21 protein-coding genes are annotated in these 23,112 nt (G+C 67.8%); 17 read left to right on the top strand and 4 right to left on the bottom strand.

Translation table 11 applies throughout. The annotated features are described in order from the left end of the window. Positions 1 to 175: 175 nt before the first annotated feature. A complete protein-coding gene (locus AC1DZQ_RS07725) occupies positions 176 to 862 on the bottom strand; it encodes an SACE_7040 family transcriptional regulator (RefSeq protein ID WP_476962962.1) in 687 nt (228 codons plus the stop codon). A 150-nt stretch (positions 863 to 1,012) separates the two neighbouring features. Here AC1DZQ_RS07725 and AC1DZQ_RS07720 point away from each other — a divergent pair, with 150 nt between their 5' ends. The 7 genes from AC1DZQ_RS07720 (at position 1,013) to AC1DZQ_RS07690 (ending at position 9,113) form a co-directional block, all read left to right on the top strand. Beyond that, complete coding sequence (locus AC1DZQ_RS07720) at positions 1,013 to 2,620, top strand: carboxyl transferase domain-containing protein (protein WP_476962961.1); 1,608 nt, start codon at positions 1,013 to 1,015, stop codon at positions 2,618 to 2,620. Between the two features lie 7 nt (positions 2,621 to 2,627). Continuing rightward, a complete protein-coding gene (locus tag AC1DZQ_RS07715) occupies positions 2,628 to 4,838 on the top strand; it encodes an acetyl/propionyl/methylcrotonyl-CoA carboxylase subunit alpha (RefSeq protein WP_476962960.1) in 2,211 nt (736 codons plus the stop codon). A 131-nt stretch (positions 4,839 to 4,969) separates the two neighbouring features. Then, on the top strand, positions 4,970 to 6,133 hold the full coding sequence (locus AC1DZQ_RS07710; protein ID WP_476962959.1) for an acyl-CoA dehydrogenase family protein: 1,164 nt from the start codon (positions 4,970 to 4,972) through the stop codon (positions 6,131 to 6,133). A gap of 19 nt (positions 6,134 to 6,152) precedes the next feature. Further along, positions 6,153 to 6,953, top strand: a complete 801-nt coding sequence (locus AC1DZQ_RS07705; protein ID WP_476962958.1) for a CoA transferase subunit A — start codon at positions 6,153 to 6,155, stop codon at positions 6,951 to 6,953. Positions 6,954 to 6,955: 2 nt separating this feature from the next. Next, positions 6,956 to 7,717, top strand: a complete 762-nt coding sequence (locus AC1DZQ_RS07700) for a CoA transferase subunit B (RefSeq protein ID WP_476962957.1) — start codon at positions 6,956 to 6,958, stop codon at positions 7,715 to 7,717. Next, positions 7,714 to 8,274, top strand: a complete 561-nt coding sequence (locus AC1DZQ_RS07695; protein WP_476962956.1) for a MaoC family dehydratase — start codon at positions 7,714 to 7,716, stop codon at positions 8,272 to 8,274. The genes AC1DZQ_RS07700 and AC1DZQ_RS07695 overlap by 4 nt, the downstream gene beginning before the upstream one ends. Continuing rightward, positions 8,271 to 9,113, top strand: coding sequence for an HpcH/HpaI aldolase/citrate lyase family protein (locus AC1DZQ_RS07690; RefSeq protein ID WP_476962955.1), 843 nt, complete (start codon positions 8,271 to 8,273; stop codon positions 9,111 to 9,113). The genes AC1DZQ_RS07695 and AC1DZQ_RS07690 overlap by 4 nt, the downstream gene beginning before the upstream one ends. An 11-nt stretch (positions 9,114 to 9,124) precedes the next feature. Here the strand turns inward: AC1DZQ_RS07690 and AC1DZQ_RS07685 are convergent, their stop codons facing one another. Both AC1DZQ_RS07685 and AC1DZQ_RS07680 read right to left on the bottom strand, forming a co-directional pair. After that, complete coding sequence (locus tag AC1DZQ_RS07685; protein WP_476962954.1) at positions 9,125 to 9,859, bottom strand: response regulator; 735 nt, start codon at positions 9,857 to 9,859, stop codon at positions 9,125 to 9,127. Continuing rightward, complete coding sequence (locus AC1DZQ_RS07680) at positions 9,856 to 11,436, bottom strand: ATP-binding protein (RefSeq protein ID WP_476962953.1); 1,581 nt, start codon at positions 11,434 to 11,436, stop codon at positions 9,856 to 9,858. Before AC1DZQ_RS07680 ends, AC1DZQ_RS07685 begins: the two co-directional genes overlap by 4 nt. 172 nt (positions 11,437 to 11,608) lie before the next feature. On the opposite strand from AC1DZQ_RS07680, the gene AC1DZQ_RS07675 reads away from it, so the two are divergent. From AC1DZQ_RS07675 to AC1DZQ_RS07665, 3 genes are read left to right on the top strand one after another with little or no spacing between them, the layout of a single operon-like run. Beyond that, positions 11,609 to 12,640 carry a Bug family tripartite tricarboxylate transporter substrate binding protein gene (locus AC1DZQ_RS07675; RefSeq protein ID WP_476962952.1) on the top strand — a complete coding sequence of 344 codons (1,032 nt, stop codon included), beginning with the start codon at positions 11,609 to 11,611 and terminating at the stop codon, positions 12,638 to 12,640. Between the two features lie 2 nt (positions 12,641 to 12,642). Then, complete coding sequence (locus AC1DZQ_RS07670) at positions 12,643 to 13,182, top strand: tripartite tricarboxylate transporter TctB family protein (protein WP_476962951.1); 540 nt, start codon at positions 12,643 to 12,645, stop codon at positions 13,180 to 13,182. Continuing rightward, positions 13,175 to 14,707: a tripartite tricarboxylate transporter permease gene (locus tag AC1DZQ_RS07665; RefSeq protein ID WP_476962950.1), complete on the top strand. Its 1,533-nt coding sequence runs from the start codon at positions 13,175 to 13,177 to the stop codon at positions 14,705 to 14,707. Before AC1DZQ_RS07670 ends, AC1DZQ_RS07665 begins: the two co-directional genes overlap by 8 nt. A gap of 119 nt (positions 14,708 to 14,826) precedes the next feature. On the opposite strand, the gene AC1DZQ_RS07660 is transcribed toward AC1DZQ_RS07665, so the two are convergent. Further along, complete coding sequence (locus AC1DZQ_RS07660; RefSeq protein ID WP_476962949.1) at positions 14,827 to 16,305, bottom strand: lipase maturation factor family protein; 1,479 nt, start codon at positions 16,303 to 16,305, stop codon at positions 14,827 to 14,829. 165 nt (positions 16,306 to 16,470) lie between these two features. Between AC1DZQ_RS07660 and dxr the strand changes: the two genes are divergently transcribed. The 7 genes from dxr to AC1DZQ_RS07625 all read left to right on the top strand — a co-directional run bounded on the left by dxr (position 16,471) and on the right by AC1DZQ_RS07625 (position 22,798). Continuing rightward, positions 16,471 to 17,655 (top strand): 1-deoxy-D-xylulose-5-phosphate reductoisomerase, encoded by a 1,185-nt coding sequence (gene dxr / locus AC1DZQ_RS07655; RefSeq protein WP_476962948.1) that lies wholly within the window; start codon positions 16,471 to 16,473, stop codon positions 17,653 to 17,655. Positions 17,656 to 17,673: 18 nt separating this feature from the next. Further along, on the top strand, positions 17,674 to 19,005 hold the full coding sequence (locus AC1DZQ_RS07650; protein WP_476962947.1) for a M50 family metallopeptidase: 1,332 nt from the start codon (positions 17,674 to 17,676) through the stop codon (positions 19,003 to 19,005). Positions 19,006 to 19,124: 119 nt separating this feature from the next. Then, the gene (locus tag AC1DZQ_RS07645; RefSeq protein ID WP_476962946.1) at positions 19,125 to 19,814 is read left to right on the top strand and encodes a MarR family transcriptional regulator; all 690 of its coding nucleotides are present in this window, start codon (positions 19,125 to 19,127) and stop codon (positions 19,812 to 19,814) included. Continuing rightward, positions 19,811 to 20,383 (top strand): hypothetical protein, encoded by a 573-nt coding sequence (locus AC1DZQ_RS07640; RefSeq protein ID WP_476962945.1) that lies wholly within the window; start codon positions 19,811 to 19,813, stop codon positions 20,381 to 20,383. The genes AC1DZQ_RS07645 and AC1DZQ_RS07640 overlap by 4 nt, the downstream gene beginning before the upstream one ends. Positions 20,384 to 20,442: 59 nt before the next feature. Continuing rightward, positions 20,443 to 20,733: a YciI family protein gene (locus AC1DZQ_RS07635; RefSeq protein ID WP_476962944.1), complete on the top strand. Its 291-nt coding sequence runs from the start codon at positions 20,443 to 20,445 to the stop codon at positions 20,731 to 20,733. A gap of 48 nt (positions 20,734 to 20,781) precedes the next feature. Next, positions 20,782 to 21,948 carry a flavodoxin-dependent (E)-4-hydroxy-3-methylbut-2-enyl-diphosphate synthase gene (gene ispG / locus AC1DZQ_RS07630; RefSeq protein WP_028277109.1) on the top strand — a complete coding sequence of 389 codons (1,167 nt, stop codon included), beginning with the start codon at positions 20,782 to 20,784 and terminating at the stop codon, positions 21,946 to 21,948. Then, entirely contained in the window at positions 21,902 to 22,798 is an 897-nt protein-coding gene (locus AC1DZQ_RS07625; RefSeq protein WP_476962943.1) for a GNAT family N-acetyltransferase, read from the top strand. Before ispG ends, AC1DZQ_RS07625 begins: the two co-directional genes overlap by 47 nt. The last annotated feature ends 314 nt before the right edge of the window (positions 22,799 to 23,112 follow it).

Genomic DNA, 23,112 nt, shown 5'->3' with positions numbered 1-23,112 from the left:
CACGCCAGGTCAGCGGCCGGGCATCCATCCACCTGATGGGTGCCCGGCCGTTTGCCGTCCGGGGGCACTTTGAGGGCAATCTTCGACGGCGGGGCCCTGGTTCACGGCGTGTCCGCGCCAAAGTGCCCCCGTCATGCGCGGTGGATACGTGGAGTGCGTTGCGCGGTGGGGGTGCTTAGCCGAGCGGCTCGGGCGCGGCCGGTGCCAGGAGCGCGGCCAGCGCCATGCTTTCCAGCAACGGCCTGGCCCGGCGGACGCCGATCCGGCGCCCGTGGCTGCGCACCGAGTGCGGGGTCGAGTTGATCAGGCCGAACGTGGCGTGCGCCCGCATCCGCAGTTCGGCGGCCTCCGTGCCCTTGTGCAGTCCGGCCAGCACGTCCACCCAGAGTTCAACGTAGCTGCGCTGGAGCGTGCGGACCTCGGCCTGGTCCTCGCCGGCCAGGTTGCTGAAGTCCTGGTCCTGGACCCGGATAACGTCCGGATTGCTCAGGGCAAAGTCCACATGGAACTGCACCAGGCCGCCCAGCGCCGCCAGGTCGCCGTCGGCATCGGCCACCACCTTGCGGCCRCCGTCGAGCAGGTCCTGGCTGACACTGAGCAGCAGGGCGCCGAGGACGGCCTGTTTCCCGGCAAAGTGGCGGTAAACCGCCGGTCCGCTGACTCCGGCCGCGGCCCCGAGATCCTCCAGGGAAACGCGGTTGAAGCCCTCCAGGGCAAAGAGCGCAGCGGCGGCGGACAACAAGGCCTGCCGCCTGTTCGCCTTGGCCTGGCTGCGCTGTGTCGAGGCTGCTTGGGTCGAGGCTGCCTGCGTCGAGGCTGCCTGGGCTGACGGAAGCTGGGCGGTCTGGCTGGGCTCGGTCACCGGCGCATCCCCTCGTTGCAAAATGATCCCTGTGTTGGACATCACAGTTAATAGAGACTAACCTAAATCTCAGTTATGCGGTACTAACCGAAATAGCCGGGCGGCCTGAGCTGCCGGTCCGGCGCGCAGGTCAGGGAACGGAAGCAGTCAATGGAGACAATCGCCAGCCGGGTGGATGCGATGAGCACAGCCTATGCCGCGAACCGGGAGGCCCAGCTGGGGCTGGCCGGCGAGTTGAGGGAACGGCTCGCCACAGCCGCGCTGGGCGGGCCGGCAAAGTCCCGGGAACGCCACGTGGCCCGCGGCAAACTCCTGCCGCGCGAACGCATCGACCGGCTGCTCGATGACGGCAGCCCCTTCCTGGAGATCGCCCCGCTCGCGGCGGACGGCATGTACGACGGCGACTCGCCCGGAGCCGGCGTCATCGCCGGGATCGGCCTGGTGCACGGCCGGCAGGTGCTGGTCATTTCCAACGACGCCACGGTCAAGGGCGGCACCTACTATCCGATGACGGTGAAGAAGCATCTCCGGGCGCAGGAAATCGCGCTGGAGAACCGGCTGCCCTGCATCTACCTCGTGGACTCCGGCGGCGCGTTCCTGCCCAAGCAGGACGAGGTCTTCCCGGACAAGGAACACTTCGGCCGGATCTTCTTCAACCAGGCGAAGATGTCCGCGGCAAAGATCCCGCAGATCGCCTCCGTGATGGGCTCCTGCACCGCCGGCGGCGCGTACGTTCCCGCGATGAGCGACGAGACCGTGATTGTCCGCAACCAGGGCACCATCTTCCTGGGCGGCCCGCCGCTGGTGAAGGCCGCGATCGGCGAAATCGTCACGGCGGAGGAACTTGGCGGCGGCGACGTGCACTCGAAAATTTCCGGGGTCACGGACCACCTGGCCGAGAACGATGAGCATGCCCTCCAGATCGTCCGCGACATCGTCTCCACCCTGCCGAAGCCTTCCGCGCCGGTCTGGGACGTGGACACAGCCGTCGAACCCGTTGCCGACCCGGATGAGCTCTACGGCGCCGTTCCCACGGACGTCAACGCCCAGTACGACGTGCGTGAGGTCATCGCCCGGCTGGTGGACGGCAGCCGGTTCCACGAGTTCAAGAAGAATTACGGCACCACCCTGGTGACGGGCTTCGCCAAGCTGCACGGCCACCCGGTGGGCATCGTGGCCAACAACGGCGTGCTGTTCAGCGAATCCTCCCTCAAGGGCGCGCACTTCATCGAACTGTGCGACCAGCGCGGAATCCCGCTGATCTTCCTGCAAAACCTCTCCGGCTTCATGGTCGGCAAAGACTACGAGCAGGGCGGCATCGCCAAGAACGGCGCCAAGATGGTCACCGCCGTCGCGACCGCCCGGGTCCCCAAGCTGACCGTCGTGATCGGCGGGTCCTTCGGCGCCGGCAACTACTCGATGTGCGGGCGGGCCTACTCGCCGCGCTTCCTGTGGATGTGGCCCGCGTCGCGGATCTCGGTGATGGGCGGCAACCAGGCCTCCAGCGTGCTCGCCACCGTGAAGCGGGACCAGTACGAGGCCCGCGGCGAGGAATGGTCCGCCGCGGACGAGGAAGCCTTCAAAGCCCCGATCAAGGCCCAGTACGAGGACCAGGGCAGCCCCTATTACTCCACCGCCCGCCTCTGGGACGACGGCGTGATCGACCCCGCGGACACCCGCACCGTCCTGGGACTGGCGCTCGACGTCGTCTCCCGCACCCCGCTGCCGGAGACCTCCTTCGGCCTGTTCCGGATGTGAGCCAGCAATGACCATCTCTTCGCCTGCCACCCCTTCCGTGGCCACTCCTCCAGCCACCCCCACCTCCGGCACTCCGCTGTTCGGCACCGTGCTCGTCGCCAACCGCGGCGAGATCGCCTGCCGCGTCATCCGGACCCTGCGCGCCCTGGGGATCCGTTCGGTCGCCGTCTATTCCGACGCCGACGCCGGCGCCCGGCACGTGAAAGAAGCCGACGTCGCGGTGCGGATCGGCCCGGCTGCCGCCGCCGAGAGCTACCTGAAGATCGAGGCCATCCTGAAGGCCTGCCGCGACACCGGCGCCGAGGCCGTCCACCCGGGCTACGGCTTCCTGAGCGAGAACGTCGACTTCGCCCGCGCCCTGGAGGCTGCCGGCATCACGTTCATCGGCCCCGGCGTCGATTCCCTGAACGTCATGGGCGACAAGATCCGCTCCAAAAACCACGTCACCGGCTATGGCGTCCCGGTGGTCCCGGGCATCGCCGAACCCGGCATGACGGACGCCCAGCTGATCAAGGCAGCGGCCGGCGTCGGCTTCCCGCTGCTGATCAAGCCTTCCGCCGGCGGCGGCGGCAAGGGCATGCACATTGTCGAACGCGCCGAGGACCTCGAAGCCACCCTGACCACCGCCCGCCGGGTCGCGGCCAGCGCCTTCGGCGACGACACCCTTTTCCTGGAACGGCTCGTGCTCACCCCGCGCCACATCGAGGTCCAGATCCTCGCCGACAACCACGGCAACGTCATCCACCTCGGGGAGCGCGAATGCTCGCTGCAGCGCCGCCACCAGAAGGTCATCGAGGAAGCCCCGTCCCCGCTGCTGGAGTCCCTGCCCGACGGCGCGGCAATCCGGGCCCGTCTCGGCGAGGCCGCCTGCCAGGCAGCGCGCAGCGTCAACTACTCCGGCGCCGGCACGGTGGAATTCCTGGTTTCGGACAACGCCCCGGAGGAGTTCTTCTTCATGGAGATGAACACCCGCCTGCAGGTCGAACACCCCGTCACCGAGATGGTCACGGGCATCGACCTCGTTGAATGGCAGGTCCGCATCGCCGCCGGCGAGGAACTCACGGTCACCCAGGCCGACGTCGTCCTCACCGGCCACTCGGTGGAGGCACGCGTCTACGCGGAAGTCCCGGAGAAGAACTTCCTGCCGTCCACGGGCAAGGTCCTGCTGCTGGACGAAGTCTCCGGTGACACAGATGGCAAAGTCCGGGTCGATTCGGCCCTGCTGGAGGACCTGGAAATCTCCTCCAGCTACGACCCGATGATCTCCAAGGTCATCGCGTGGGGCCAGGACCGCACCGAGGCCCTCGACACCCTGGACCGGGCGCTCGCCGGCTACACGGCGCTGGGCATCGACACGAACGTCGAGTACCTGCGGCTGCTGATCAACGACGCCGACGTCCGGGCCGGGCGGCTCGACACGGGCCTGATCGAACGCAAGATGCCGGAGTTCTCGTTCCGGCGTGTGGGCGACTTCGAGGTGGCTGCCGCTGCCGTCTACGCCGCTGCCGCGCAGGAGCATGATGCGCAGGTCCCGGGGAAGGGCCCGTGGGAGCTCCGGGACGGTTGGAGGCTTGGTGCCCGCGCCCCACGGCGGATCAGCCTTGGCACGCCCGACGGCGGTGTCGTCACGGTTGAGGTGTCCGGCGCCGTGGGGGAGGGCACCGCGACAGTGGCGGTCGACGGCGGGCCGCAGCGCACGGCGTCACTTCGCTTCCCCAAACGCAACCACGCAGAGGTGACTCTCGGCGGCGAGGCCCGGGATTATTCGCTCGTGGCTGTGTCAAAGGGACCCGTCCGCCCAGGCCAGGACAACCCGGCGCCCACGGAGCTCTTCCTCGGCAACGAGGGCTGGTCCTGCCGCCTGGAGGTGCTCACCCGGGAGACCCGGCTAATCCGGGTGCTGGCCGCGATCGAACGCGAGGAAGGCGCCGCCGATCCGGCGGTGCGCTCGCCGATGCCCGGCACCGTGGTGTCGGTATCGGTCAGCAACGGTGACACCGTGGAGGCCGGCCAGGTCCTTGTCTCGGTGGAAGCCATGAAGATGGAGCACCAGCTGGTGGCGCCCCTCGACGGAACCGTCCACATCAGCGTCGGCTCCGGCGACCTCGTCAGGGCAGACCAGGTGCTGGCGACGATCCATCCCGCTGTCCCGGCGGCACCTTCGAAAGCCGAGGACACGATCGAGGAAGCCGTCATCGCGATGGGCGCGGCCGAATGAACGCACCGTAGTGACGCAGGCGGAATCACCACCCGCCGCTGAACCCGACTTTTTGAACACGGCTTTTTCGACCCAGCGCAACAACACTTTCAACAGACCACAGATGTACCTCAGAAACAGGAGTCACTCCCATGGCAGATTTTGAACTCAGCGAGGACTACCAGATCCTCAGCGACACCGTCCGCGAATTCGCCGACGAAGTGGTGGCCCCGGTCTCCGCCAAGCACGACGAAGAGCACAGCTTCCCCTACGAAGTCGTCTCCCAGATGGCGGACATGGGCCTGTTCGGCCTGCCGTTCCCGGAAGAGTTCGGCGGCATGGGCGGGGACTACTTCGCCCTGGCCCTGGCCCTGGAACAGCTCGGCCGGGTGGACCAGTCCGTCGCGATCACCCTCGAGGCCGGCGTCTCCCTCGGCGCGATGCCGATCCACCGCTTCGGCAACGAGGCGCAGAAGCAGGAATGGCTGCCGCTGCTGGCCTCCGGCAAGGCCCTCGCCGGCTTCGGCCTGACCGAGCCCGAAGCCGGCTCGGACGCCGGCGGCACGAAGACCACCGCCAAACTGGGCGGCGGAGAGTGGGTCATCAACGGCAACAAGGAGTTCATCACCAACTCCGGCACGGACATCACCAAGCTCGTCACCGTCACAGCCGTCACCGGCCAGGAAGAACGGGCGGACGGCAGCATCAAGAAGGAAATCTCCACGATCCTGGTGCCCACCAACACCCCTGGCTTCAAGGCGGAGAAGGCCTACAACAAGGTCGGCTGGAACGCCTCGGACACCCACCCGCTGACGCTGAACAACGTCCACGTCCCCGAGGAAAACCTGCTCGGCACCCAGGGCCGCGGCTACGCCAACTTCCTCTCGATCCTGGACGAGGGCCGGATCGCGATCGCGGCACTGGCCGTCGGCGCGGCCCAGGGCTGCGTGGACCTGTCGGTGAAATACGCCAAGGAACGCAGCGCGTTCGGCCAAAACATCGGCAAGTACCAGGCCATCGCGTTCAAGATCGCCCGGATGGAAGCGCGCGCCCACACGGCCCGCCTGGCCTACTACGATGCGGCCTCCCGGATGCTTGCCGGCAAGCCGTTCAAGACGCAGGCGGCCATCGCTAAGATGGTCGCAGGCGAGGCAGCCATGGACAACGCGCGGGACGCCACCCAGGTGTTCGGCGGCTATGGCTTCATCAACGAATTCACCGTGGCACGCCACTACCGCGACTCCAAGATCCTTGAAGTCGGTGAAGGCACCACGGAGGTCCAGCTGATGCTGATCGCCCGCGAACTGGGACTGTAGCCGGCCGGAAGGATCCCCGATGATCAACAAAGTTGTTGCCAGCGCTGCGGAAGCTGTGGCGGACATTCACGACGGCGCCTCCCTCGCCGTGGGCGGGTTCGGGCTGTGCGGCATCCCCGTGACCCTTATCGAGGCCCTGCACGAGCGGGGTGCCACGGATCTGGAAACCGTCAGCAACAACTGCGGCGTCGATGACTGGGGGCTCGGGATCCTGCTCAAGGACGGCCGGATCCGGCGCACCATCAGCTCCTACGTGGGGGAGAACAAGGAGTTCGCCCGGCAATACCTTGCCGGCGAGCTGGAAGTGGTCCTCACCCCGCAGGGCACGCTGGCCGAAAAGCTGCGCGCCGGCGGCGCGGGCATTCCCGCGTTCTACACCCCCGCCGGCGTCGGCACCCAGGTGTCCGACGGCGGCCTGCCGCAGAAGTACGACGCCGAGGGCAACATCGCGATCGCCTCCGCCCCGAAGGAAGTCCGCAGCTTCCACGGCGCCGACTACGTGCTGGAAGAGTCACTGACGCCCGACTTCGGCCTCGTGCACGCCTGGAAGGGTGACCGCCACGGCAACCTCGTCTTCCACGCCACGGCCATGAATTTCAACCCGCTGTGCGCCATGGCAGGGAAGATCACCATCGCCGAGGTTGAAGAACTCGTGCAGCCGGGGGAGCTGGACCCGGAGCACGTTCACGTTCCGGGCATCTTCGTCCAGCGCGTGGTGCTGGCCCCGCAGGGCGAGAAACGCATTGAGAAGCGGACAGTTGCGGTGGCCACCGGCGCCTCCGGCGCACCAAAACAGTCGCCGGAGCAGGCAGGAGCATAGCCGTGGAAACGAACAAAACCCCAGAGGCCCCGCCCCGTCCCGAGGCCGTGCGCCACGAATACCGGCGCTCCGCGCTCGAACACCCCGCCGGTGTGGAGGGCAAGGGCTGGACCCGCAATGAACTCGCGGCCCGGGTGGCGCAGGAACTGCACAACGGCCAGTACGTCAACCTCGGCATCGGCATGCCGACGCTGATACCCAACTACATTCCCGCCGGCGTCGAGGTGGTGCTGCATTCGGAGAACGGCATCCTGGGGGTCGGGCCGTACCCGGCCGAGGGCGAGGTCGATCCGGACCTGATCAATGCCGGCAAGGAAACCGTCACGGTCAACAAGGGTGCGGCGTTCTTCGATTCCGCCGCCTCCTTCGGCATGATCCGGGGCGGCCACGTCGATGTGGCCGTGCTCGGCGCCATGGAGGTCGCCGCCAACGGCGACCTCGCCAACTGGATGATCCCGGGCAAGATGGTCAAGGGCATGGGCGGCGCCATGGACCTGGTGTTCGGGGCCAAGAAGGTGATCGTGATGATGGATCACGTGGACCGCAACGGCAAACCGAAAATTGTGGAAGCCTGCACGCTGCCGTTGACCGGCAAGGGCTGCGTGGACCGGATCATCACCGACCTCGCCGTGATCGACGTCGTGACCGAGGGCGGGAAGTCCCGGCTGGTGCTGCGGGAGCTGGCGCCGAGCGTATCCGTGGAGGACGTGGTGGCGGCCACCGGAGCCGAACTCTTTGAGGAAGACCAGGAATTGACCGTATGAGTGACGCAGACCGATCCTCTTCAAGCCCCGTTGCCGGCACCCCCCGGGTGATCGAGCAGCGCGGCCTCTATTTCGATGAGCTGGAGGAGGGCGTGGTCTACGCCCACCGGCCGGGCCGGACGGTCACGGAGACGGATAACGTCCTGTTCACCACCATGACCATGAACACCCAGGCCCTGCACCTCGACGCGGCCTGGAGCGCCGGGCAGCCGTTTGGCCAGCGGCTGATGAATTCGATGTTCACCCTTGCCACCGTGGTGGGCCAGTCCGTGCCGCAGCTGACCCAGGGCACCATCATCGCCCAGCTGGGCCTGACGGATGTGTCCTTTCCGCACCCGCTGTACCACGGGGACACCCTGTACACGGAGACCGTGGTGACCGGGAAGAGGCTGTCCGCGTCCCGCCCCGGCCAGGGCATTGTCACCATGGCGCACACCGGGCGGAACCAGCACGGCGACGTTGTGGCGCTCGCCGCCCGCAGCTGCCTGATGTGGACACGCGAGGCCCACGCCGCTGCCGAGCTGGACGCCGCGCAAAAGGGGAGAATAGAAACATGAGTTTCCTGATGGGTCCTGCCCTGCTGTTCTGCCCCGCCGACCGCCCCGAGCGGTACCAGAAAGCCGCCGAACGCTCCGATACCGTGATCGTTGACCTCGAGGACGCCGTCGCCCCCGCCGACAAGCAGCGGGCCCGCGGCGCCATCCTCGCCCAACTCGGCGCCACCGGCGACGTCCCGGAACTGGATCCCAGCCGCACGATCGTCCGGGTCAACCCCGCGGGCACGGACGAGTTCGAGAAGGACCTGCACTGCCTCAAGCACACGCCGTACCGGCACATCATGCTGGCCAAGGCGGAGAGCGCGGCCCAGCTGAAGGAGCTCGAGGGCTACAGCGTGATTGCCCTGTGCGAGACGGCCGCCGGCGTCCTGAACGCCGCCGCCATCGCCGCCGAGCCCAATGTGGTGGCCCTGATGTGGGGCGCGGAGGACCTGCTGGCGTCGCTCGGCGGAACTTCCAGCCGATCGGAGGACGGCAGCTACCGGGCCGTCGCGCTGCACGCCCGTTCCAGCGTGCTGCTGGCCGCCGGCGCCTTTGGCAAGGACGCGATCGACGCCGTTTACGTCAACATCCCGGATCTGGCCGGGCTGGCCCTCGAGGCCGGTGACGCGGTGGCGTCCGGATTCTCTTCGAAAGCCTGCATCCACCCGGACCAGGTGGCGGTGGTCCGCGAAGCCTACGCACCCACAGAGGCCGACGTCTCAGCGGCCGCCGAGCTGCTCGATGCAGCCTCCGCGGCAGGCTCGGGCGTCTTCCAGTTCAAGGGCAAGATGGTCGACGGGCCCATCCTCAAGCACGCCGCGTCCACTCTGCGCCGCGCGGGCCGCGTCGGGTCCTGACCAGCACATCCTCAGCGCCGCCATAGGTAGCGGTTCTCCGGCCGGCCCGCGGCTCCGTAGCGGGGCGTCAGCCGGGCATGGCCGTGAACCACGAGGTACTCGAGGTATCGGCGGGCACTGACCCGGGACAGGCCCAGTTGCAGCGCCAGACCGGCCGCGGAGACGTCCTCGGGACTGGCCTTCAGTGCCTCGACGACCGCGTCCAGGGTGGGGCGCGACAGTCCCTTGGGCAGCCGCGGGGCAGCCTGGCTCGGTTCCGGCTGGGCAGATTGGCCCGCCGGGGTTTCCGCCACCGCGGACCGGCGGGCGGGAGCCACCAGCCGGTCGATGCTTGCCTGGTCCAGGGGTCCGGCGCCGCCGGAGGCCAGATCGTCCCGCAGCATGACGTACTCGTCGAGCCGTTCGTTCAATGCCTGCGAGGAGAAGGGCTTGACCAGGTAGTGCAGCACCCCGCCGGCCATCGCGCCCCGAACCGTGTCAAGCTCCCGGGACGCGGTTATCACGAGGACATCCACCGGCCGCCGGCGCGCGCGCAGCCGCTGCAGGACGTCCAGGCCGGACATGTCCGGCAGATGGATGTCCAGCAACACCAGCTCCGGCCCCAGCTCGACGGCCAGATCGATGCCCTGTTGCCCGGTGTGGGCCATGGCCACGACGTCGAATCCGCCGCGTGCCAGCAGGAACCCGTGATGGATCCCGGCCACTGCTACGTCATCGTCAATGATGAGGGTGCGTATGGCGCTCATTGCTTCTGTAGTTCCGCCTCTTTTGTCCTGAGCACTACCGAGAAGCAGGCTCCGCCCAACGCCGATGAGGATACCGCCGCGCGGCCTCCGCGCCGAAGGGCAATCCGCTGGACCAGGGCCAGCCCAAACCCGCGGCTGTTGATTCCCTCGGCCTCTTTGCTGGTCACGCCGGGCTCGAACACTTTAGCGCGTTCAGGAACCGGGACGCCGGGCCCGTCGTCCTCCACCACGATGGTCCGGCCGCCGTCGGCGCTTTCGCCCAGCCGGATGGCAACAGTGCTGTCGTAGCCCGCAGCGTCCACAGCGTTGTCGATCAGGTTGCCCAGCACCGTGATGACGTCTCCGGAGTCGTCGGCGGAACACAGCGAATCCGGGCTGACGATGATTTCGATGCCGCGCTCGGCGCAGACCGTGGACTTGGCGATCAGCAGGGCCTGGACCCCGTGATCGGTGATTCCGGGCGCCAGCGGCCGGTTCGCGAACACGGCGTCGTTGTGGCTGCGGCCCAGGTATTCGATGGCCTTGTCCTGCTTTCCGAGCTCCAGCAGCCCGGAAATGACGTGCAGTTTGTTGGCGAACTCGTGGGCCTGGGCGCGGAGGGCCTGTGTCACGTCCACGGCGCCGTCCCGGTCACGCAGGACGGTATGGAGCTCCGTGCGGTCGCGCAGGATCAGCACTTTGCCGACTTCGCGGCCGTCGACGGTGGCCGCATTGACCTTGCCCAGTAGGATCCGCTCACCCGAGAGCACCAGTTCCTCCGTGGCGGACCCGGCCGAGAGCAAGCGGTGGACCGCCGGTTCCAGGCTCGCCGCGGCGGACGTCCCCGTGATGTCCCCTCCCAGCGCGAGCAGGCGGCGTGCCTCGTCATTGACCAGGGCGATCCGGCCGTCGGCGTCCACCGCCACCAGTCCTTCACCCAGGCCGTGGAGCATGGCGTCGCGCGTTTCCAACAGGGCCGCTATGTCCTCGGGCTCGAGCTTGTAGATCCGCCGCCACACCAGTTTCGAGACGTACATCGCGCCGAGGGAACTCAGCAGCGCCGCCCCGAGCAGCCAGCCGAACAGCTGCGGCATGTCCTCATGGAGGTCGGCGGCCAAGGTGCTCTCCAGCACCCCTACGGATGCGGAGCCGATCACCGTGTGGGACGCATCGAAGATGGGAACCTTCACCCGCCAGGACTCGCCGAGGGTGCCCGTCTGGGTACCCACGTAGATCTCCCCGGACAGGGGCACTGAGGGATCAGTGGAGACCGGCCGGCCGATTTCCGCCGGATTGGGATGTGACTGCCGGACCCCGTGCCGGTCTGTCACCACCACATAAGTGACATTGGATGCCTGCCGGATGACTTCGGCGATCGGCTGGATGGTCTGCGCCGGCGACGTTGTGCCGAACGCGTGGATGACGGAGGGCAGTTGGGCCACACTTTCGGCCACGCCGATCAGCCGGCCCTTGTAGGCGTCCCGGAGCTGTTTTTCCTGCATCCGGATGGTCACGGCCCCCACCGCCGTGAGGACAACCAGGACTATGCCCAGCTGCAATGCGACCAGCTGGAACCGAAGGGGAATCCTGTGAAACATGTCACAAGTTTCCCATTGGGAACGCAGCCCGCCCGCCAAAAAGCCGGCTGCGGCCGTGACCAATATGACCACTACTACCTCTAAGGCCAAATGCTGTTGCCCTTCGCTGGCCGCTCCTAGGGTCAGTGACGTGATTCCAATGATGTGCATCACATTCGCTCAAGGAGAAACCATGACTTCGCAGAACTTTTTCACGCGGCCCACCCACACCCGCCGCGCCGCCCTCATTGCCGGAGCCGCCGGAGTCGTCCTGGCCATGTCCGCCTGCGCAGGAAGCGGGACCGGCACCGCCGCCGGCGCGGCCGCTGGCGCAGACCCGATCAAGAAGCTCAGCATCATTGTCCCGGCCAACCCGGGCGGCGGCTGGGACCAGACCGGACGCGCCATGCAGCAGGACCTGCAGACCAACAAGCTCGTCTCCTCCGCCCAGGTCACGAACATCGGCGGCGGCGGCGGAACCAACGGCCTTGCCAAGCTTGCCACCGAGAAGGACATCAACACCCTCATGGTGATGGGCTACGTCATGGTGGGTGCAGTCGAGACCAACGCCGCCAAGACCCGGCTCGAAGACACCACCCCGATCGCGCGGCTCACCGAAGAGCCGCTGGTCCTCGTGGTGCCGGCGTCGTCGAAGTACCAGTCCGTCGCCGACCTCGTCGCGGACATCAAGGCCAACGGCAAGGGCGTGGCCATCACCGGCGGCTCGGCCGGCGGCGCGGACCACATCCTGGCCGGGCAGATCCTGAAATCCCAGGGCGTGGAGGCGGACAAGCTGAACTACATCGGCTACTCCGGCGGCGGGGAGTCCATCGCGGCGCTGCTTGGCAACAAGGTCCAGGCCGGCATCTCCGGTGTGGGTGAGTACGCCGAACAGGTCAAGGCCGGCAAGGTCCGGGCGCTCGCCGTCTCCGGCAAGGCCGAGGCCCCGGCGCTTCCCGGCGTCAAGCCGCTCAAAGACCAGGGGATCGACGTCGTCCTGACCAACTGGCGCGGCGTGGTGGCGCCCGGCTCCATCGACGACGCCCAGCGCGCGAAGCTGACCGACGTCGTCACCAAACTGCACGCGTCCGAGGCCTGGAAGTCCACCCTGACGAAGAACAATTGGGACGACGCGTTCCTGGCCGGGGACGGCTTCAAGACCTTCCTGACCGAGGACATCGCCAAGGTCAAGACCACGCTGACCCAGATCGGCCTGGTCAAGTAACAGTGTCTTCCCTCGTATCAACGTCGTCTCCCGTCGCGGCGCCCGCCAAACGGCCGACCGGGGAGATCCTGTTCGCCCTCGTATTCGTCAGCGTGGGCGTCGCGGGCCTGGCGACGGCGGGATCCATTCCGATCCCGCCGTCGGAGACCGGCATCGGCCCGCGCGCCTTCCCCTACATCGTGTGCGGCATGCTGGTGCTGTGCGGCGCCGGGGTGGTCCTGCAGGTCCTCCGCGGCAAAGTCGGGCAGGCCGAGGACAGCGAAGACCTGGACGCGACCGCCAAGACCGACTGGGTGGCCCTGGCCAAACTGGTGGGCTTCGTGGTGCTGCACATCTTCCTGATCGAGCCGGCCGGCTGGCCGGTGGCCGCCGCCATGCTCTTCAGCGGTGCCGCCTGGTCCCTGGACGCCAAACCCCTCTGGAAGGCGATCACCGTGTCCGTGATCCTGGCGCTGGTGCTGCAGTACGTCTTCGGCGGCCTGCTCGGTGTTTCCCTGCCGCCGGGGCCGCTGCTCGAGGGGGTGCCGTTCTTCCATGGATAGCTTCATGCTCCTGCTCGAAGGATTCTCCACCGCGCTCCAGCCCGTCTACCTGCTCTACGCCCTGGGCGGGGTCTTCGTCGGCACCGCCGTCGGCGTGCTCCCCGGCATCGGCCCCGCCATGACCGTGGCCCTGCTCATGCCCATCACCTATGCCCTGGACCCTGCCGCGGCGCTGATCGTGTTCGCCGGGATTTACTACGGCGGCATGTACGGCGGTTCCACCACCTCCATCCTCCTGAACACGCCGGGCGAATCCTCCTCGATCGTCACGGCTCTCGAGGGAAACAAGATGGCCAAGGCCGGCAGGGGAGCGGCAGCCCTGGCGACGGCGGCGATCGGATCCTTCATCGCCGGGACCATCGCCACGGTCCTGCTGACCTTCCTGGCGCCCGTCGTGGCCGACTTCGCCGTAGGCCTCGGCCCCGTGGACTACGTGGCCCTCATGGTGGTGGCCTTCCTGACCGTCGGTGCGCTGTTGGGCGCCTCAGTCCTGCGCGGCCTGGCCTCCCTGGCCCTCGGGCTGTTCATCGGCCTGATCGGGATCGATGACAGCACCGCCCAGCAGCGCTTCACGTTCGACAACCCCACCCTGGTGGACGGCATCGACATGGTCCTGGTGGCCGTGGGCCTCTTTGCCCTCGGCGAGGCGCTTTACGTTGCCTCCAAGCTGCGGCACGGCCCGGTGGAACTGATCCCGGTCAGCAAGGGCAAGAACGCCTGGTTGTCCAAGGAGGACTGGAAGCGGTCCTGGAAGCCGTGGCTGCGCGGAACCTTCATCGGGTTCCCGATCGGCACTGTCCCGGCAGGCGGCGCGGACGTCTCCACGTTCCTGTCCTACGCGGCCGAGCGGAAGCTGGCCAAGGGCGCCAACAAGGCCCAGTTCGGCAAGGGCGCGATCGAAGGCGTGGCGGGACCGGAAGCGGCCAACAACGCCGCGGCCGCCGGTGTCCTGGTGCCGTTGCTGACCCTCGGAATCCCGACGACGGCGACGGCGGCCATGATGCTCACGGCATTCCAGCGCTACCAGATCCAGCCCGGCCCGCTCCTGTTCGAAAACCAGGGGGCGCTTGTCTGGACCCTGATCGCCTCCCTGTATGTCGGCAACCTCATGCTGCTGGTGCTGAACCTGCCTCTGGTGGGCCTGTGGGTGAAGATCCTGCAGATCCCGCGGCCCTACCTCTACGCGGGCATCCTGGTCTTCGCCGCCCTCGGCGCCTTCTCGGTGAACTTCTCCCCGAGCGACGTCGGCATCCTGCTGGTGGTGGGCATCCTGGGCTACTTCATGCGCCGCTACGGCTATCCCGTGGCGCCCATGGTGGTGGCGATGATCCTGGGACCGATGTTCGAGGTGCAGTTGCGACGCTCGCTGCAGCTTTCACAAAACGACCCCACGGCCCTGTTCTCCTCGCCGTTCGCCTTGGTGGTGTACGTCTCCATGGCGCTGATCTTCGTCGCCTCGTGGTGGCTGCGCCGACGCCAGACAACGGTGGAGGCTGCACCGGCGAAGGAAGAGGTGTCCGTGTAGGCGCGAACGTTCCACTGACTTGCCGCAGATGGCCGGAATGGTGACCCCATTCCGGCCATCTGCGTCCAACGGCCGCACGAGATCGCACCGGCCGGCGCTGGGCCGCCAGGAACGCGGGCTCACTTTACCGGCGGCAGCCGCGACGGCGGGATGACGACATACAGCTCAGTCCGGATCCAGCGCTGGCCCGTCGCACGGAACTCGGCCCGGGTGGCGAAACGGTAGAGGTAGCTGCTGGCACGCACCCAGTGCGGCCGTCCGCCGTCGAACGGGTCGTGGCGCAGCAGCCGCAGCGTGGGCCGGTCCGCCGCCAGCAGCTTGGCCAGGAACGCGTAGAACCACTCCTCGTGCACGGTACGCAGCGGCAGGAACCACATCAGCCAGTCCAGCCGCAGGTGGTACGGGGCATACTGGCGCGGGATGCGCCGGACGTCGCCCGGCTTGCCCTTGAACCCATACTCCCGCCACTCCGCGTCGTCCCCTGGATCCGGGTCAAGGGTCCCCTCCACCACGATCTCGATCCGCCGCTTCGTGACAGTGCCGAACGCGCCGTAGGTGTTCACCAGCTGCCAGCGGTTGAAGGATGCGTTCATCAGCTGGTGGTGGGAGAAGAGGTTCTCGATGGGCCGGTAGCTGAGCACCACCAGCAGCACGGTGGCGACCAGGACCACGACGAGCCATGGAACCGGCGCCTGGCTGCCGGCGCCGGCCTCTGCTCCTGCTCCTGCGGGCACGGCATGCCAGTCCAGCGGGATCGCCGGAATCACGGCGTGCGCCACGGGATCGCTGACCGCGGCGAAGGCCAGGATGATCGCCATCCAGTTCAGCCAGGCGAAATTTCCGCTCGTCACCAGCCACAGCTGGGTGAAGATGATGATCCCGGCGGCGGCGCTGCCCAGCGGCTGCGGGGCAAAGAGGRAGAACGGCACCACCAGTTGGGCGAAGTGGTTGCCCAGGACCTCCAGCCGGTGCCAGGCCTTGGGGAGCAGATGGGCCTGCCGGCTCAGCGGCCCCGGCATCGGCTGGGTCTCGTGGTGGTAGTACAGGGCCGTCAGGTCCCGCCACTCCGGGCCGCCCCGGATCTTGATCAGGCCGGCGCCGAACTCCAGCCGGAACACCAGCCAGACCAGCAGGATCAGGATGGTCCGGGGCGGGGGAGTCTGGTCGGAGCCGAGGAAGGCCACCGTGAACCCGGCCTCCAGCAGCAGCATCTCCCAGCCGAAGCCGTAGAACGTCTGTCCCACGTTCACGATCGACATGTACAGCAGCCACAGGGCAAGGAACGCGATGAGCGGAACCCACGGCGGGCCGAGCTGGGGCAGCCCGGCGATGAGCGTGGCGGCAATGGCCATGCCGCTCCAGCACACCGTGCGCAGCAGCCGGTCCGAATAACGCCAGCGGAACAGGCTCGGCCGGCCCAGGCGGTTGAAGCCTTCCAGATACGCCGGCACCGGCAAAAGGCCGCGCTCGCCGAGGAGGGCCGGGAACTGGTTGAGCGAGGAGAGGAAGGCCACGAAGTAGAGGGTGGCGGTGCTGCGCTGCAGCACCTGCCGGGCGAACTCGTACTCCGGCGCGTCGAACCACGCGGTCCACTCCACGATTTCCACGTTACGCCTCCGGTCCCCGGCGTCAACGAGTGGCGGCAGGCCGAACCAGGCCTGCGTCGAGTTGGCACTTCGCGGCATTCTTGCGCGCCGCGGCTGCCGTGACATGCCAATTCGGGGGGAACGCGGCGCACCGGCGCGGTGCGGGATACTTGAATCATGCAGCCGCGCAAAATCGTCCTCCTCGGGTCCACCGGTTCCATCGGCACGCAGGCGATCGACGTCGTCGACGGCGCCCCGCACCTTTTTGAGGTCGTGGCGCTCAGCGCCGGCGGCGGCAACCTCGAACTCCTGGCCCGGCAGGCCGTCCACACCCGCGCCCAGGCCGTCGGCGTCGCCTCCGGGGACGCCTCCGCCCTCCGGGACCTGATCGACGACGCCGCCCGCGCGGCTTCAGTGACGGGCTACCGTCCCGAGATCATCACCGGCCCGGACGCTTCCACACGGATTGCCGAAATCAGCGCCGACGTCGTCCTCAACGGCATCACCGGATCGATCGGGCTGGCCCCCACCCTGGCAGCGCTCGGAGCCGGCGCCACGCTGGCGCTGGCCAACAAGGAGTCCCTGATTGTCGGCGGTGCCCTGGTCAAGGCCGCGGCCCGCGAAGGGCAGATCGTCCCCGTGGATTCGGAGCACTCGGCCATTGCCCAATGCCTGCGCTCCGGCTCCGCCGCGGAAGTGGACCGGCTGATCCTGACGGCATCGGGCGGCCCGTTCCGCGGCAAGACCCGGGACGAGCTGCACGACGTCTCGCCGCAAGACGCCCTCGCTCACCCCACCTGGGACATGGGCCTGATGGTCACCACCAACTCCGCAAGCCTGGTCAACAAGGGCCTGGAGGTGATCGAGGCGCACCTGCTCTTCGACATCCCCCTGGAGAAGATCGACGTGGTGGTCCACCCGCAGTCCGTGGTGCACTCCATGGTCCAGTTCGTCGACGGCTCCACGATCGCCCAGGCCTCGCCGCCGGACATGCGCCTGCCCATTGCCCTCGGCCTTGGCTGGCCGGACCGCGTCCCCGGATCCGCCAGCCCCTGCGACTGGAGCAAGGCCACCAGCTGGACGTTCGAGCCGCTGGACGCCGTGGCATTCCCCGCCGTCGCCCTCGCCAAGGCCGCCGCCACGCAGGGCAGCACCTTCCCGGCCGTGTTCAATGCCGCGAACGAGGAAGCGGTGATGGCCTTCCACGCCGGGCAGATCCGGTTCACCGACATCGTCGACACCATCGACGCCGTCCTCAGCGAACACACAGGCTCCTCCGGGCTGACGGTGGAGTCCGTGCTGGATGCTGAAAGATGGGCACGCGCCCGCACCCACGAACGTTTAGCCGTCAGAAGCGTCTAGGAAGCAGCAGATCACAGTATGAGCCCCGTCCTCCTCTTTATCCTCGGTGTCGTCTTTGTGGCGATCGGCATCGCGGCATCCATTGCCCTGCACGAAGTCGGGCACCTGCTCCCGGCCAAGCTGTTCAAGGTCCGCGTGACCAAGTACATGATCGGCTTCGGACCCACCGTCTGGTCGAAGCGGAAGGGCGAAACCGAATACGGCCTCAAGGCCATCCCGCTGGGCGGCTACGTGTCCATGATCGGGATGTATCCGCCGAACAAGGAAGACGGCACCGTCCGCACCTCCAGCACCGGCATGTTCCAGTCGCTGGCATCCGATGCCCGTTCCCTGGCCCACGAGGAAATCGGCCCGGACGACGCAAGCCGGGTCTTCTACCGGCTGCCGGTCTGGAAAAAGATCATCATCATGCTCGGCGGGCCCGCGATGAACCTGCTGATCGGCGTCGTGTTGACCGCGGTGCTCCTGATGGGATTCGGCACCGCCAGCCAGACCACCACGATCGCGGACGTCTCCAAGTGCCAGGTCAAGGCCGGCGAGACCGTGGACCCGGACTCCGCCGACTGCAAGCCCACCCCCGCCGCGGCCGCGGGCCTGTTGCCGAACGACACCATCACCTCCTTCGACGGCAAGGCCGTCACCAGGTGGGACGAACTCACCGGCTGGATCCGCGCCTCGGCGGGCAGGCAGGTCAGCATCACCGTGGAGCGCGGCGGCGCCACGGTCTCCACCACCGTCACGCCCGTGCTCTCCGCCCGCCCGGTGCTCGGTCCCGACGGCCGTCAGGCCAAGGCCGCTGACGGAAGCCTCCAGTACCAGGACGTCGGCTTCCTGGGCATCGGCGCCCAGACGGCACTCGTGCAGCAGCCGGCGTCGTCCGTGCTGCCCATGGCGGGGGAGAACATCACGCAGGTTGCCGGCGTGGTGGTGAACCTGCCGGCGCGCGTGGCCGGGGTGGCCAAGGCCGCCTTCAGCGAGGAACCCCGCGATCCCAACGGCCCCATCAGCGTGGTGGGCGTGGGCCGCGTGGCCGGCGAGGTTGCCGCCATGGAGGAGGTCCCGCTGCAGTCCCGCTTCGCCGCCCTGGTGGGTTTGCTGGCCGGGCTCAACTTCGCCCTGGCCGTCTTCAACCTCATTCCGCTGCTGCCGCTCGACGGCGGCCACATCGCGGGCGCGCTGTATGAGGGGGCCCGCCGCCAGATCGCCAAGCTCGCCGGCCGCCCGGACCCCGGCGCCTTCGATATCGCCAAGCTGCTCCCGGTGACCTATGTGGTGGCGGTGCTGCTGATGGGCATGGGAGCGCTGCTGATCTACGCGGACATCGTCAAACCGGTCAACCTCTTCGGATAGTGCCGGCTGGCATTCCAGCCAAATTCCGCTGACTATCACATCTAAGCCTATTTCAGCTTATTTTAAGTAATCAGTTGAAAATGGTTGATTATTCGCGATCACCTCCCTAGGCTGGGGTTATGTACGTCATGACAATCGACCAGCGCGGCAGCACGGGCGACGTCGACCGGGTCCCCGGCCTCCTGAAGGAACTCAGCGCACTCTCCACCGCCGGGCGCTTTGAGCGCTCGGTGGGCGACGAGGTCCAGGGCGTCGTGGAACGGGCGGACGAGGTGGTGGAGATCGCCCTGCACGCCCTGCGCAGCGGCCGCTGGTACGTCGGAATCGGGGTGGGGGAGGTGGACCTGCCGCTGCCCGCCAGCTCGCGCGAAGGCTCCGGCCCCGCCTTCGTGGCAGCCCGGGCCGCCGTTGACCGGGCCAAAGGGGCAGCCGCCCATGTGCCGCTCGCCGTGGTCGCCGGCCGCGACCGCCGTCGGGCAAATGCAGCAAGTGCGGCAGCGGACGGCGCAAACGGGTCCCAGGGGGCCAAGGCCTGCGCCAATGCAGAGGCGGTGCTCCGACTGATTGGTCGCCTGGTCCAGGACCGGACCGCGGCGCAGTGGAAGGTGGTGGACGTGCTGCGCTCGGTGCGGCACGACACCCACGGAACCCACGGCACCCAAAAAATTGCAGCGCAGAAACTCGCAATCACGGAGCAGTCGGTGAGCCGCGCCGTCCTTCGCTCGGGCTGGCAGGAAGAATGGGCGGCGAGGCCGGCGGCAGAATTGTTGCTGACACTCGCCCACGACAGCATCGAAGGAGAAAAGTGAACGCCCTCTGGATCACGCTGGCCCTGCTCACCGCAGGATTCGTCGGCTGGCCGGTCACTGCCTCGGTGTTCCGTCTTGCCCGGACCATTGATGACCGGGCCGACGCCGGAAGCGGCGCCGCTGCCGGCACGGCGGTCACTCCCGGCGGCGACGCGGCAGAGGACCCCTCCGCCGACTCCACCACGGACCCCGAAATACAGGAGGCCGCACCGGCCGGGCCGGCCGGGTCGGACACCGCAGCGCCCGGGCCGGACACCGCAGCGCCCGCGCCGGCGGYCGCACCGGCCGCCGGCCCGCCCGCGCCGCCGGCCGCCGATACCGTCAGCAGCGCGCGCATCCTGCGCGGCGGCGCCATTATTGGCATCCTGGAACGGTTCGCCGTGTGCATGGCAGTCCTGGCCGGCCAGCCCGTCGCCATCGCGTATGTCGTGGCCATCAAGGGCCTCGGCCGGTTTGCCGAGTTGAAGGCCACCCCGGTCGCCGCCGAGCGGTTCATCATCGGGACCCTCACCTCCATGCTCTGGGCGGCCGGAGTCGCCGCCCTGGCCAAGGTCCTCTTCCTCGGCTGAGACCCGTGCCCCGGCGCCTCCGGATGGGAACCGGGCAAGCGGGGCGATAGTGTATCCGTATGACTGTTTTTGCTGTGGAGTACGTGTACGACGCCGAATCATCCGAGGTCCGCGATGCCAGCCGCCCGGCTCACCGCGAATGGACGGCGGGACTTGCCCTCGAGGGCGCCCTGCTGGCCAGCGGCCCCTACGGCGACGGTGCAGGCGCACTGCTCATCTTCAAGGCGGCGGACGAGGCAGCCCTGAATAACCTTCTGCGGCAGGACCCCTTCGCCACCGCCGGTGCCATCTCGGGCACGCGCACCACCGTGTGGGCGCCGCTGACCGGCCTGCTGGCCGAGCACGCCTAGCCCGTCCCGCCCACACCTTCGCAACTTCGAATCTATTAGGGAGTCCATGTGACCTCGGTCAGCCTGGGAATGCCGTCAGCACCGCCCCCCGTCCTTGCCCCCCGCCGCAAGACGCGCCAGATCAAGGTGGGATCCGTGGGCGTCGGCTCCGATTCGCCCATCAGCGTCCAGTCCATGACCACGACGCCGACGACCGACATCAACGCCACCTTGCAGCAGATCGCGGAACTCACGGCCTCCGGCTGCGACATCGTGCGCGTCGCCTGCCCGTCCGCCGATGACGCCGAGGCGCTGCCGATCATCGCCAAGAAGTCCCAGATCCCGGTGATCGCGGACATCCACTTCCAGCCGAAGTACGTCTTCGCCGCGATCGAGGCCGGCTGTGCCGCCGTGCGCGTGAACCCGGGCAACATCCGCAAGTTCGATGACCAGGTCAAGGAGATCGCCCGGGCCGCAAAGGACCACGGCACCTCCATCCGGATCGGCGTCAACGCCGGATCCCTGGAACCCGGCATCATGAAGAAATACGGCAAGGCCACCCCGGAGGCCCTCGTGGAATCCGCTGTCTGGGAAGCCTCGCTCTTCGAAGAGCACGGCTTCCACGACTTCAAGATCTCCGTCAAGCACAACGACCCGGTCATCATGGTTGCCGCCTACGAGATGCTGGCCGAAAAGGGCGACTGGCCCCTGCACCTCGGCGTCACCGAGGCCGGACCGGCCTTCCAGGGCACCATCAAGTCCGCCACGGCGTTTGGCGCCCTGCTCTCCCGCGGGATCGGCGACACCATCCGCGTCTCCCTCTCGGCCCCGCCGGTCGAGGAAATCAAGGTGGGCAACCAGATCCTGCAGTCGCTCAACCTGCGCCCTCGCAAGCTGGAAATCGTCTCCTGTCCGTCCTGCGGCCGCGCCCAGGTGGACGTCTACACCCTCGCCGAGCAGGTCACCGCGGGCCTGGAAGGCATGGAAGTCCCGCTGCGCGTGGCGGTCATGGGCTGCGTAGTCAATGGTCCCGGCGAGGCCCGCGAGGCCGATCTCGGCGTTGCCTCGGGCAACGGCAAGGGCCAGATCTTTGTCCGGGGCGAGGTCATCAAGACTGTCCCGGAGGATCAGATTGTTGAGACACTGATCGAAGAAGCCATGCGAATCGCTGAAGAGATGGGGGACGCCGATGGCGAAGATGCTGTCAAAGGTAGCCCCGTGGTTAGCGTCTCGTAGGGACGACGCCGCTCCCGGCGTCGTCGTGCGGGTCCTGGGTGGCGCCGACACCGGACAACTGCTGGCGCTGGCGCACCGGGACGCCGTCGCCAATGTCTTCATCCTCTCGCACCTGGAGGCCGCCGGTACGGCGTCTCCCACGGCCGGGGGCGCCAGCATTCTTGGCGTGTTCGACGGCGGCAGCCTCCTGGGCGCCTGCTGGGCCGGCGCCAACCTGGTGCCGATCGAGCTGGCGCCCGAGCTCGCCGGCCTCATTGCCATGGCCGCGCACCGCTCCGGGCGCCGCTACGCCTCGATCTTTGGCCCCGCCGAAACTGTCCTGGCCATCTACACGGCACTGGAGCAGCTCGGCCAAACCGCCCATGAAGTCCGGGACCACCAGCCCCTGCTGACGATCTCAGGCCCGCCCGCTGTCCGGCCCGAGCCCGCACTCGGCTTCGGCCAGCTGGCTGACTTCGACAAGATCCTGCCCGCGTGCGCCGCGATGTTCGAGGAAGAAGTGGGCTATTCGCCCTACCTTGGCGGCAGGGAGTATTACAGCCGGCGCGTCAAGAGCCTCATCCGCCAAGGCCATTCCCTGGTCCATGTGAACGCCGCCGGTGATGTGGTCTTCAAGGCTGAACTCGGCGCCGTCACGCCGGAAGTGACCCAGGTCCAGGGTGTCTGGATGAATCCCGAGTTCCGCGGACTGGGACTGAGCGCGGGGTACATGGCCGCCGTCGTCGTCCTCGCCCAGACCCTCGCGCCGGTCACCAGCCTGTACGTCAACGGCTTCAACGCCAAGGCGCGCGCCACCTACGATCGGGTGGGCTTCCGCCAAGCGGGCACGTTCGCTACGGTGCTCTTCTAGCGGGCAGCGTCGGCCGGAAAGTAAACTGCTGGGCGCCCCGCAAAGGACCCGCAACGACATGCCCAAAATATCCGGTTGCAGACTATTGCTTCCCGGCCCCATGTCACATAAGTTCTACCTAGCCGTGTCGCATAGGCGCGCACCTTCCCCAGCGCAATTTCCGGGGGGAGGCAACGCCTGGAGACGACACCAAGTAGCTCACAGCCTGAGATCTGGGGGTGCTGGGGCCACGGGAGCCACGCCATGACGGGATGACCAGCTGGAAACGGCCAGGGGCTTCCATGAGTTATGGCGTGGCTCTTCCATGTGCTGCC

It is taken from the genome of Arthrobacter sp. P1_C12_2 (assembly GCF_056406415.1).
This window is presented reverse-complemented; position numbering and strand designations above follow the sequence as displayed.